Genomic DNA, 14060 nt, shown 5'->3' on the forward strand with positions numbered 1-14060 from the left:
GAAAAGTGCCGTGAGCGAAGAAACGCTGGGGCAAAAAAATCACCTGACCGCTAAGGCCAGGGAGATCGGAGAGGGGCAATCGAGACTTCACCTTGGCAGGGTGAAGAGTCGGCTTCCGCCACGTCATGCATGTCCCCGAATGTACAAGCCGACCGCTAAGGTCGTTGGGAGGGTGAAATGGCCGACAAATTCGGAACGATTGGCGACGATGTCATCAACGGCACGGCTGACGACGATTTCATCTCTGGCGGCCCCGAGGGCGGGGACCCGGCGCTCGAGGTCGGCGACGACGAAATCAATGGCGATGGTGGCAACGACACCATCCTTGGGCTTGGCGGCAACGACACGTTGAGCGGCGGTGCAGGTTACGACTATCTCTACGGTGGCGAAGGCAACGACATTCTCGATACCGGAGCCGACGGTGGTCAAGCCTATGGCGAAGCGGGCGACGACACGCTGATCGGCGGCGCCGGCTATGACTTTCTCGACGGGGGAATCGACAACGACAGTCTCGACACGGGCTCGGGCGGGGGCCAGGCGTATGGAGGCGACGGCGACGATCAACTGACGGGTGGGGATGGCGATGACTACCTGTCCGGTGGCGCTGGCAACGACACCATCAACGCTGGGGCGGGAAACGACACCCTCCTGGGTGACGACAGCATCGGCTCGACGGGGAACGACATCCTGAACGGCGGCTCCGGCGACGACACCATCTATAGTTACGGCGGAGCGGACACCATCGATGGCGGTGACGGCAACGATACGGCCTATATCGACCGGTCGACATCTGTCGCAGGCATGACCGTGGTGATGACGGACACGTCTGTCCCGACCGCCCTCGGCGACGGGACGACGTTCGTCAACATTGAAAACCTGAACTTCACCGGCGGTTCCGGCGACGACATCATTACCGCACTCGGCGGCAATGACTCCCTGTCCGGCGGCGCGGGCAACGACACGCTGAACGGCGGCGACGGCGGCGACTCACTGGTGGGCGGCGAAGGCAATGACACGCTGTCTGGCGATGCAGGTTACGACTACCTCTATGGTGGGGAAGGCAACGACACCATCGACACCGGTGCCGATGGTGGTCAAGCTTACGGCGAAGCGGGCGACGACACGCTGATCGGCGGCGCCGGCTATGACTTTCTCGACGGGGGGATCGGCAACGACAGTCTCGACACAGGCTCAGGCAGCGGCCAGGCGTATGGAGGCGACGGCGACGACACGCTGACCGGCGGTGACGGCGACGACTATCTCGCTGGTGGCGACGGCAATGACACGATCAATGCCGGAGCCGGCAACGACACCCTGATCGATGACAATGGTCTGGGTTCGACGGGCAACGACATACTGAACGGCGAAGCCGGCGACGACACCATTTATTCCTATGGCGGCGCCGACACGATCAACGGCGGCGATGGCAACGACACGTCAACGATCGACCGCTCGACGGCGGTGACGGCATTCAACATCGACATGACCAGCACCACCAGCCCGACCACGGTGGGGGACGGAACAAGCTTCGTCAATGTCGAGACATTGAACTTCACCGGGGGCGCGGGCGACGATGTCGTCACGGCGCTTGACGGCAACGACCAGCTCACGGGCGGCGCCGGCGACGACACTTTGAGCGGAGGCGCTGGTAGCGACCAACTCTTGGGCGGCGAAGGCAACGACACGCTGAGCGGCGGCGCTGGCCAGGACTATCTCGACGGTGGCGCGGGCGACGACACGCTGGACGTCGGCGCGGATGGCGGCACCGCCCTGGGCGGGGAAGGTCACGACACCATCCAGCTTTCGGGCATGCTCGGAGACTATCAGATCACCGCCTTTTCAGGCACCGATGTTCAGCTTCTCGACCTCAGGACAGCCACCTATACAACCGCCTATGCGGTCGAAGCATTTGTGTTTTCCGATGGAACGCGAACATTCGATGCGTTGAGCCATTCGCCGGCCAGTCTGGCCCTCTCTAGTGCAACAATTGCGGAAAACAGCACAAATGGCACTGTCATAGGCACTCTGTCGGCGATCGATCCTGATGCTGGCGATGCGCTGACCTACAGTCTTGTTGATGACGCGGGCGGCCTTTTTGCACTTTCCGGCGATCAATTGTTGGTCAATGGGCCGCTGGATTTCGAAGCGGCGACTTACCATCAGATCCGCGTGCGTGTCGCCGATACTGCTGGAAACACCAGTGACCGAATCTTTACGATCGGCGTCACTGACGTCGATGATACTGCGAATCAGGCACCGACAGATATTTCGCTTTCAGCGAATGCTGTCGCTGAAAACAGCGCGCCCGGCACAGTCATCGGCGCACTCGTAGCGACAGACTCCGACCCGGGGGAGACGCTAACCTTCACGTTACCCGACGACGCCGGCGGCACATTCGCAATCTCCGGCAACGATCTTGTCGTCAGCGGTCCGATCGACTTCGAGGCGGGTCCGACCCGTCTGGTGACGGTACGGGTCACCGACAGTCAGAGCCACACATATGACGAGACCTTCACCATCAATGTCAGCAATGTGAACGAGGCGCCGGTCATCACTTCGAATAGCGGTGGGGCGACGGCGACGATCAACCTGACCGAGAATACAACGGCGGTGATGACAGTGACGGCCTCCGATCCCGATGCCGGGACGACGTTGGCCTATGCAATTGCCGGCGGCGCCGATGCCGCGCTGTTCAGCATCAATGCGACGACCGGGGCGCTCACCTTCATCAATGCGTCGAACTTCGAGGCGCCCGGCGACGCAGGCGGCAACAATGTCTATGACGTTATCGTCTCCGCCTCGGACGGAACCCTCACCGACACCCAAGCCATCGCAGTGACGGTGACCAACCAGAACGAGGCGCCAGTCATCACCTCGAATGGCGGCGGCAATATCGCTGCCATCTCGGTAGTAGAGAACACCACCGCGGTGACGACGGTGTCGGCTTCCGATCCCGATGCCGGGACGACGTTGGCCTATGCGATCGCCGGCGGCGCCGATGCCGCCCTGTTCAGCATCAATGCGACGACCGGGGCGCTTACCTTCGCCAATGCGCCGAACTTCGAGGCGCCCGGTGATGCCGGTGGCAACAATGTCTACGACGTCATCGTGCAGGCTTCCGACGGCAGCCTCACCGATACCCAGGCCATCGCGGTGACGGTGACCAACCAAAACGAAGCGCCAGTCATCACCTCCAACGGTGGCGGTTCGGTTGCCGAGAACACAACTGCAGTAATGACGGTAACAGCGGCCGATCCCGATGCGGGAACGACGCTGGCCTATGCGATCGCCGGGGGAGCCGATGTCGCCCTGTTTAGTGTCAATGCGACGACCGGAGCGCTGAGCTTCGTCACCGCACCAAACTTCGAATCGCCCGACGATGCAGATGGCAACAATGTCTATGACGTGATCGTCTCCGCCTCGGATGGCACTCTCACCGACACGCAGTCCATCGCGGTGACGGTAACCAACCAGAATGAGGCACCGGTCGTCGTCTCCAACGGCGGCGGTGCGACGGCGACGATCAGTCTGGGCGAGAACACGCCGGCGGTGACGACGGTGTCGGCTAACGATCCTGATGCGGGAACGACGCTGGCCTATTCCATCGCGGGCGGCGCCGATGCCGCCCTGTTCAGCATCAATGCGACGACCGGGGCGCTGAGTTTCGTCAATGCGTCGAACTTCGAGGCGCCCGGCGACGCAGGCGGCAACAATGTCTATGACGTCATCGTGCAGACTTTTGACGGCAACCTCACCGACACCCAATCGATTGCGGTGACGGTAACCAACCAGAATGAAGCGCCAGTCATCATCTCCAACGGTGGCGGAGACACGGCTCAAACCTCGGCTGCCGAAAACACAACTGCAGTGACGACGGTTGCCGCTTCCGATCCCGACGCCGGGACGACGCTGGCCTACGCGATTGCCGGCGGCGCCGATGCCGCGCTGTTCAGCATCAATGCGACGACCGGGGCGCTGAGCTTCATCAATGCGCCGAACTTCGAGGCGCCCGGCGACGCAGGCGGCAACAATGTCTATGACGTCATCGTGCAGGCTTCCGACGGCAGCCTCACCGACACCCAGGCCATCGCTGTGACGGTGACCAACCAGAACACAGCGCCGGTCATCACCTCCAACGGCGGCGGGGCGACAGCGACGATCAGTTTGGGCGAGAACACAACGGCGGTGACGACCGTGACGGCCTCCGATCCCGATGCCGGGACGACGCTGGCCTATGCGATTGCCGGCGGCGCCGACGCCGCGCTGTTCAGCATCAATGCCGCTACCGGAGCACTGAGCTTCGTCAATGCGCCTAACTTCGAGGCGCCAGGCGATGCCGGGGGAAACAATGTCTATGACGTCGTCGTCTCCGCTTCCGACGGCAGCCTCACCGACACCCAGACGATCGCGGTGACGGTGACCAACCAGAACGACAACGCGCCAGTGTTCACATCAGGCGCGACGGCGAACTTCACCGAGAACGCTACCGGCATGGTCTACGACGCCAATGCCAGCGATGCAGACAATCTCGCAGCGCTGACCTACACGCTGTCGGGGGCAGACTCTGCCCTGTTCGACATAGATGCCTCGACAGGCGTGGTCACGTTCGAGAACGCGCCCGACTTTGAGAACGCGCTCGATGCCGGCGCCAACAATGTTTACGACATCGTAGTCACCGCTTCGGACGGCACGCTTTCGACGGACCGCCATGTCGAAATCACGGTCACGAACGTAGGAGGGACAATCACAGGGACACCGGGAAACGATACGCTATTCGGAACTGACGAAACCGACGCGATCGACGGTCTTGGCGGAAACGACTACCTCAATGGAGGGGCAGGTGACGACACGTTGATGGGCGGCGACGGCAACGATAACCTGTTCGGATATCTGGGTGACGACATCCTGTCAGGCGGCGACGGCGCAGACGATCTCCGGGGCGATGCTGGTAACGATCTGCTGGACGGAGGCTCAGGTGACGATTGGCTTTTGGGAGAAGCGGGTAACGACAGGCTCGTCGGCGGCGAGGGCACAAACTCTCTCGATGGTGGCGACGGCATCGACACAGCCGTGCTTTCAGGCATGCTCAGCGATTATGCTGTTACCGTCCTGACTCCGGAATTCATCCAGCTTGTCGACCAACGCGCTGCGACATTCGGGCAAATAACTAGCATCGTCAGGACTGAATTCCTTGAGTTCAGCGACGGGTCGCGTAGTTTCGATGCAGTTATCCATTCGCCAACAGGTCTTGCCTTGTCGGATTCGACCGTGGCGGAAAACAGCCCGTCTGGTACCGTGATCGCCACGATTTCTGCAACAGACCCGGATGCAAGTGACACCTTCACATATTCAATTCTCGAGGATGCCGGAGGTCTGTTTGCGATCGTCGGCGATCACTTGGTGGTCAACGGCGCGCTCGATTTCGAGAGTGCCCCTGAACACCAAGTCACCATTCGCGTCCTCGATAGCACGGGCAACTATTACTCTAAGGTGTTCGCGATCACCGTTAGCGATGTCGACGAGGCGGTCAATCAATCGCCGACCATCACTTCGGACGGTGGTGGCGACACGGCATCGGTTTCGGTCGAGGAAAACTCGACAGAGGTGACAACGGTCACCGCTTCCGATCCCGATGCGGGAGCGACGCTGGCCTATTCCATCACGGGTGGCGCCGATGCCGCGCTGTTCAGCATCAATGCTACAACCGGGGTGCTGAGCTTCGTCAATGCGCCTAACTTCGAGGCGCCAGGCGATGCCGGGGGAAACAACGTCTATGACGTCGTCGTCTCCGCTTCCGACGGCAGCCTCACCGACACCCAGACGATCGCGGTGACGGTGACCAACCAGAACGACAACGCGCCAGTGTTCACATCAGGCGCGACGGCGAACTTCACCGAGAACGCTACCGGCATGGTCTACGACGCCAATGCCAGCGATGCCGACAATCTCGCAGCGCTGACCTACACGCTGTCGGAGGCGGACTCCGCCCTGTTCGACATAGATGCCTCGACCGGCGTGATCACGTTCAAGAACGCGCCCGACTTTGAGAACCCGCTCGATGCCGGCGCCAACAATGTCTACGACATCGTAGTCACCGCTTCGGACGGCACGCTTTCGACGAACCGCAGTGTCGCCATCACTGTGACCAACGTCAACGACAACGCCCCGGCGTTCAGTTCAGGAACGACCGCAAGCTTCGCGGAGAACGGCATCGGCGTCGCCTATGACGCGAATGCCACCGATGCGGACAATCTCGGCGGACTGACCTTTTCACTGGGCGGCACAGACGCGGCGCTGTTCGACATCGACGCGTCGACGGGCGAGGTCACGTTCAAGGCGGCGCCGAACTTCGAGGCCCCCGCCGATGCCGGCGGCGACAACGTCTACGACGTCATAGTGATAGCCTCTGATGGCGCGTTCAGTACCGGCCAGGCCGTCGCCATTGCGGTGACCAATGTCAACGAGGACCCCGCTGTCCTTCAACCCGTTGGCCCCGAGATCCAGATCAACACGACGACCACTAACGCTCAGCGCAATCCGTCGATAACGAACTTGTCAGACGGGGGCTTCCTTGTCATTTGGGCCTCGCGTGAGAACGCGCCCTCTGTCGACGACGATATCCGCGCGCGACTGTTCAATGCGGACGGGTCGCCCAATGGCGCCGATTTCACAATCAACACGACGACGACCGAGCATCAGGCGCTCCCAGGCGTCACGACCCTGTCGGACGGCCGCCTTGTCGTGGTGTGGCAATCCGACGAGTTCGCGGGTAGCGGTGGCACCACTTACGCAATCCGAGCGCGACTTCTGGACGCCACCGGCGTTCCAACGGGCTCAGACTTTATTATCAACTCGCCAACTGCATTCACGCAGGTCGAGCCGCAGGTTGAGGCGCTCTCCGACAGTAAGTTCGTCGTGACATGGCGGTCAAGCTCAGCCACGCCGAATGGCTACGGAGATGTGAGCGCGCGGATATTTAACGCGGACGGGACGCCCGCAGGTAACGACTTTATCGTCAACTCCGATGTCATAGGGGAGCAGGTCAATCCCGCCGTGACAGCGCTTTTGAATGAGCGCTTCATCGTGACCTGGACAACTTACACGACAACTGGTCAGGCAAGTGTTCTCGGACAGGTGTTCGCTGAGGACGGAACGAGAGTCGGCGCCGAGCTTACCATCAGCAGCTTCATCGGTGAGCAGGGCGATCCTGCGATTACAGCGCTGGCTGACGGCGCATTCGTCGTGACCTGGACCGCCATAAACCCGGCAACATCGACCTACGACATTCTCGGTCGCGTTTTCGAGTCGGATGGAACCGCCCGAACCGGCGATCTCACGATCAATACCTCGACAGGCGGGACACAATTTCAGTCAAGTCTCGTAGCCCTGCCGAACGGCGGCTTCATCGCGGCTTGGACCACGACTGAAGGAGGTGCATCAGGCATGGACATCCATGCCTTGGCGTTCGACGCAAATGGGGTAGCGACCGAACCAGAGCTAGTCGTCAATTCGACCTTATCGGGCGATCAGGTAAACCCCAGCCTCGCCGCGCTGGCCGACGGGAATGTCGTCGCAGCATGGTCGTCATTCGTCGGCAATGAAGCGTTGTCAATAGACGCGCGAATCCTGCAGCTCGCCTCGCTCAACGGTGCGCCCGCGATCAACTCGGATGGTGGTGGCGACACGGCCGCGATCTCGCTCGCGGAGAACACGACCACCGTCACGACAGTGACGGCGTCCGATCCGGATCTGGGCGACACACTGACGTATTCCATTGTCGACGTCTTGGACGGCGACTTGTTCACTATCGACTCCACGACAGGCGCGCTGAGCTTTGTCGCCGCGCCCGACTTCGAGGTGCCCGGCGATGCCGGGGCAGACAACGTCTATGACATCGTCGTGCAGGCCTCCGACGGCACCCTGAGCGACACCCAGGCCATCGCGGTGACAGTGGCCAACGTAAATGAGGCAAACTTCATAAACGGCACTCCTTTCGAGGACTACCTAGTGGGAACGGCCGAAGCAGACACCATCTCTGGCTTCGGCGGCAACGACACGCTGATTGGGGACGCCGGCAACGACACGATGCTCGGCGGCGATGGTTCGGACGTGTTCCACGGCGGGGCGGGCAATGACACTTTTGACGGCCAGGGCGATTTCGACGACGTCTGGTACGCCGGTGAGGGTGGCCTGCTTGGGGTTACCGTCGATCTGGCTGCAGGCACCGCGACGGACACGTTCGGTGACGCTGATACTCTGACCAGCATTTCCGGCATTGCCGGCTCCGATCTCGCGGACACGCTTCTCGGTGATAGCGAAAACAACATTATCCGTTCCTTCCGCGGCAATGACATCATCGACGGACGCGACGGCAGCGACGAAGCGCACTATACCAACGACCAGAATCTCATCTCCGTGACAGTGAACCTGACCACCGGCACGGCGGTGGAGTTCTATGGGGATGGCACGTCCACCGATACGCTCGCCGGGATGGAGCGGATCCGAGGAAGCCTCGGTGGCGATTCACTCACGGGCGACGGCGGAAGCAACACAATCCGGGGCATCGCAGGCGCCGATTTGATCGATGGCGCCGGCGGCCGCGACATGGCGGATTACAGCCAAGACGCGCGGTACGGCGGCAACCAGGGGATAACCGTCAATCTGGGCACAGGCAGCGCTGTCGACGGATTCGGCGACACCGACACGTTGACAAGTATCGAAGACGTTCGCGGCACCATGTTCGGCGACACGGCCTACGGCGACCAATCCTTCAACCAGTTCCAGATGGGTGCAGGCAGCGATTTCGTCGACGGCGGCGACGGCGAGGACATGATTGACTATTCGCGGGACAATGATGGAACAGCCAGCCACGGCGTGTTCGTCAATCTTTCGGGGACGACGCAGACGTCCTTCCTCGGAACTGTCGGACCTCATAGCGCGATCGATCTCTTTGGCGACACCGACTCTCTGACCAACATAGAGGACGCCCGCGGATCGGATTTTGCCGATTATCTCTTTGGCAACTCCGCCGATAATCTCTTGATCGGAGAAGCTGGCGACGACACGCTGATTGGAAACGGCGGCGACGACACATTCATTGGCGGCGCGGGCAGTGACATAATGGACGGCGGATCCGGCCTCGACACCGTGGATTACAGCCGGGATGTGCAGTCCGGCGCGACGATGGGCGTTAAGATCAATCTCTTAGGCAACGCTGCCCAGGCTGGTCTCGCTGCTGATACCGCAATCGACTCGTTTGGCTACACCGATTCCGTCGCCAACGTTCGAAACGCCATTGGCACGCAATTCAACGACGAGATTTACGGCGGCACCCATGCCAACACGCTATTTGCCGGCGCAGGCGACGATATTCTGAAGGGTGGGGCGGACAATGATGTTCTCGACGGCGGCGCAGGTTCCGATATCGCGATCTACGAGGGGATTCGGGCAGATTACCAAGTCGACCAGAACCCAGACGGCAGCCTAACCATTACCGATTTGCGGGCTGGCGCGCCCGAAGGCATCGACACTGTAACGAATGTGGAACTTTTCCGATTCGCCGATGGCGACATTGTGCTTGCGGATATCGGCAACACCGCCCCCACTATCGGTGGCGACAACCCAGCGGCTATCTCGATTGCTGAAAACGGCTTGGCCGTGACTACAGTGTTGGCGACCGATCCCGATGTTGGTCAGACGTTGGTTTACTCCAAAATCGGCGGCGCGGATGAGAATCTGTTCACGATCGATGGTGCATCGGGTGCTGTGAGCTTCCTTTCGGCCCCCGATTTCGAAGCTCCCGCTGATGCCGATAGCGACAACGTCTATGAGATGCAGGTCCAGGTCGCCGACGGCAGCGGCGGTTTCGACACCCAGACACTTTTGGTGACGGTAACCAACGCCAACGACAACGCCCCCGTGTTCACTTCCGGGACCACGGCAAGCTTTGCGGAAAATGGAACGGGCATCGCCTACGACGCCGACGCGAATGACCCTGACCATCTCGCAAGCATGAACTATTCGATATCAGGCGCCGATGCCGCCCTATTCAACATCAATACGCTGACGGGTGTAGCCACCTTCAAAACGGCCCCCAATTTCGACAGTCCGCTCGATGCCGACGGCAACAATGTCTACGACATACTCGTCACCGCCTCGGACGGCACGTTAAGCACCAACCGCAATGTCGCAATCGCGGTGACCGATGCCAACCAACCCAGGGAAATGGTGATCGACTCGAACGGCCTCATGGACGTCCGTGGGTACGGCCAATACTGGGGGTTGCCACTCGAGTACAACGGACAAGCCGGGGCGGGGTGGGGCGCGTTCTTCGGCGGGTACGGCGTCAGCTTCTCAGGCGCTACGGATGTCCAGACGGACGCTGACGGGAATGTTGTCTCATTCTCCGCCTCACTGGATGGCTCGTTTACGATGTTCAAGCTTGGTCCCAACGGGGAGCATGTCACCGTGGCGACCGGCTCGATGCCGCCATTCTACTATGAATCTACTCTTTCCGGCGGCGACTTCGCCCAGCCGGACGGCAACGGCGGATGGCTCCTCGGAATCCATGGCAGCCCAAACGCCCCATTGCCGCCTCTCGGGCCGTTCGGCCAGTTCGTCGCCGACCTCGACCGGATCGTCCTTAACGGCTCGGCCGGGGTCGACGATTTCGAAGCGTCCTATATGGAAACCAACACGCTGATGCACGGAAGTGACGGAAACGACTCGCTTTTTGGCGCGTTCCGCCACACGAACGAAATTTACGGCGGCGAAGGAGATGACGCCCTACGCGGGCAAGGGATCAACGACTACCTGGACGGCGGGGCCGGAAACGACACCGTCTACGATTCCGATAACGTTGGCGACGGAACGATCCAAGGCGGCCTACCTCAGGACAGCTATAACCACGATATCCTGATCGGTGGTGACGGCGACGACCAGGTCCTCAGCACTGGCGGCGGCGACCTCCTCGATGGCGGGGCAGGCAACGACTACCTGCAAGCAGGCCCCGACCGCGTGGATGACGACACCTTGATCGGAGGCGCAGGTGACGACACGATCAACGGCGGGATGGGCATCGACACAGCGGTTTTCAGCGGACTGCGGTCGCAATACTCAGTGACTACTGTGAATCCAGGCGGCCCGGTGGCCAGTTACCTGGTGTCGGGACCGGACGGGATCGACACGATTTACGGTATCGAATTCCTCAAGTTCGACGACGGGACATTCGCCCCCGGGGACCTTTTGAACGACGCTCCCGCGATAACATCGGACGGCGGCGGCGATACGGCAGCAGTGTCCGTAGCCGAGAACACGGCAACGGTGACTACCGTGGTGGCCACCGACCCGAATGCCGGGGACACCCTGGCCTACTCGAAAGCCGGTGGGGCCGACGCCGATCTGTTCACCATCGGCGCTTCTACAGGCGTGCTCACCTTCCTTTCAGCACCGGATTTCGAAGCTCCCGCCGATGCCGATAGCGACAATGTCTATGAGGTGCAGGTCCAGGTCGCCGACGGCCACGGCGGTTTCGACACCCAGACACTTTTGGTGACGGTAACCAACGCCAACGACAACGCGCCCGCGTTCACTTCCGGAACGACGGCAATCTTTGCAGAGAACGGGGTCGGAACCGTCTACGATGCAGATGCTCTCGACCCCGACAACCTCGGGGCGCTGGTCTACACGCTCTCCGGCTCTGACGCAGCGCTATTCGACATCGACGCGGCGACCGGGGCGGTCACCTTCAAGGCGGCCCCTGATTTCGAAGCCGCGGCCGACGCCGGGGGCAATAATGTCTATGATATTGTCGTGACGGCTTCTGACGGAACGCTGAGCACGAACCGCAATGTCGCCATCACGGTCACCAACCAGAACGACAATGGCCCCGTGTTCACTTCGGGAGCCGCGGCAACGTTTGCCGAAAACGGAATCGGCGTTGCGTACGACGCCGAAGCCACCGATGCAGACAATCTCGGGGCGCTGACCTACTCGCTGTCGGGCGCTGACGCGGCACTGTTCAATGTCGACGCCGCGACCGGGGCGGTCACCTTTAAAATTGCGCCGGATTTCGAGGCACCGACCGACGCCGGCGGCAACAACGTCTACGACATCGTCGTCACTGCTTCCGACGGCGCCCTGTCGTCCAACGGGGCTGTCGCCATCACGGTGACGGACGTTGTCGAGGTCAGCGTGATCAACGGCACACCCGGCCCCGACACGTTGAACGGCACGGCCGGCGCGGACACGATCAACGGATTGGGGAGCGACGATATCCTCAACGGACTTGGCGGCGCCGATATCCTCAATGGAGGCGCGGGCAACGACACGCTGAACGGGGGCGCTGGCGCCGACACCATGCGCGGCGGAGCCGGAAACGACATCTATGTCGTTGATGACGCTGGCGACACCGCGGACGAGAGCGTGGGCGGATCAGGCGGCACCGACACGGTCCAGTCGTCGATCAGCTTCAGCCTGGCCGATCCCGTACACGTTCTTGGCGCGGTCGAGAACCTTACCCTGACGGGATCAGGCGCTATCAACGCCACGGGCAACGCGCTGGCGAACATCCTGACAGGCAACGATGGCGCAAACATCCTCGACGGCGGGGCCGGAGCCGACACCATGCGCGGGGGCGCGGGCGACGACACGTACGTCGTGGAAAGGACAAGCGATACCGTCGACGAGAGCGTCGCGGGCTCTGGCGGAACCGATACGGTGCGTTCATCGGTGACGTTCAGCCTGGCCAACGCCAGCCGAGTGCTCGGGGCCGTCGAAAACCTGACCTTGACCGGAACAGCCAGCATCAACGCGACGGGCAACACGCTCGCCAATGTTCTTGTTGGCAACAGCGGGGCCAATGTCCTGGACGGCGGAGCAGGCGCCGACACAATGCGGGGCGGCGGCGGCGACGACATCTACATCGTCGACAACAGCAACGACACGATCGACGAGGTAGCGGCAGGATCGGACGGCACGGACATCGTCCGGTCGTCGGTCACGTTCGCCCTCGCGGCCTCCTTCGGCGACATCGAAAACCTGACGCTGACCGGATCGGCAACCATCGATGCGTCGGGCAACGGCCTCTCCAACGTCCTGGTCGGCAACAATGCGGCGAACGTGCTCGACGGCGCAGCCGGCGACGACACAATGCGCGGCGGGGGCGGCAACGACACGTATATTGTCGACAGCGCCGGCGACGTCGTCGACGAGTCAGGCTCGAAAGGCATCGACACTGTTCTTTCGTCGGTCAGTTTCAACCTGTCCAATTCCGCTCAGGCGATCGGAACGGTCGAGAACCTCACGCTGACCGGATCAGGCAACACCAGCGCGACCGGAAACGGCACCAGCAACGTACTGACAGGCAACACGAGCGACAACCTGCTCGATGGCGGAGGCGGAAACGATACCCTGGACGGCGGCGCAGGCAACGACACCATGCGCGGCGGGGCCGGAAATGACACCTACATCGTCGACAGCGCCAACGACACCGTCGACGAAAGCATCGCGAATTCGACGGGAACGGACATTGTCCAGGCGTCGATTTCGTTCAGCCTGCTGAACTCCGCCCGTGTCCTCGGCGTCTTCGAGAACCTGTCATTGACGGGCAGCGCTGACATCGACGGTACGGGCAACACCGCCAACAACGTGCTGACGGGCAACGGCGGGGCGAACGTGCTGGACGGCGGTGCCGGAAACGACACGCTCACGGGCGGCCTCGGAGCCGACACATTCCGCTTCAGCACGGCCCTCAACGCCAAAAACAACAACGACGTCGTCACGGACTTCAACGTTGCCGACGACACGCTCGCGCTTGACCACACTGTATTCACGGCGCTCGGCGGGCCAGGAATTTTGACGGCCGGGTCATTTCACATAGGAACGGCAGCGGCCGACGCTGACGACCGTATCATCTACAACGCCACGACAGGAACGCTCACCTACGACACCAACGGCAGCGCGGCAGGCGGAGCGGTCCAGTTCGCAGATGTCGGTGCCGGACTCGCGCTGACCAACGCCGATTTCATGGTGGCGTAGACGAAGCGGGGCAACACCATGGG

1 protein-coding gene is annotated in these 14060 nt (G+C 61.6%); it reads left to right on the forward strand.

Annotated features, from left to right (window positions below; translation table 11 throughout):
• Positions 1 to 177: 177 nt before the first annotated feature.
• Positions 178 to 14037 carry a beta strand repeat-containing protein gene (locus AC0L3L_RS05755; RefSeq protein ID WP_473636865.1) on the forward strand — a complete coding sequence of 4620 codons (13860 nt, stop codon included), beginning with the start codon at positions 178 to 180 and terminating at the stop codon, positions 14035 to 14037.
• The last annotated feature ends 23 nt before the right edge of the window (positions 14038 to 14060 follow it).

The organism is Mesorhizobium sp. WSM4849, assembly GCF_055811385.1.

Coding starts and splice junctions, on each gene's coding strand:
- AC0L3L_RS05755 (WP_473636865.1), top strand. CDS start 178: ATGGCCGACAAATTCGGAACGATTGGCGACGATGTCATCAACGGCACG.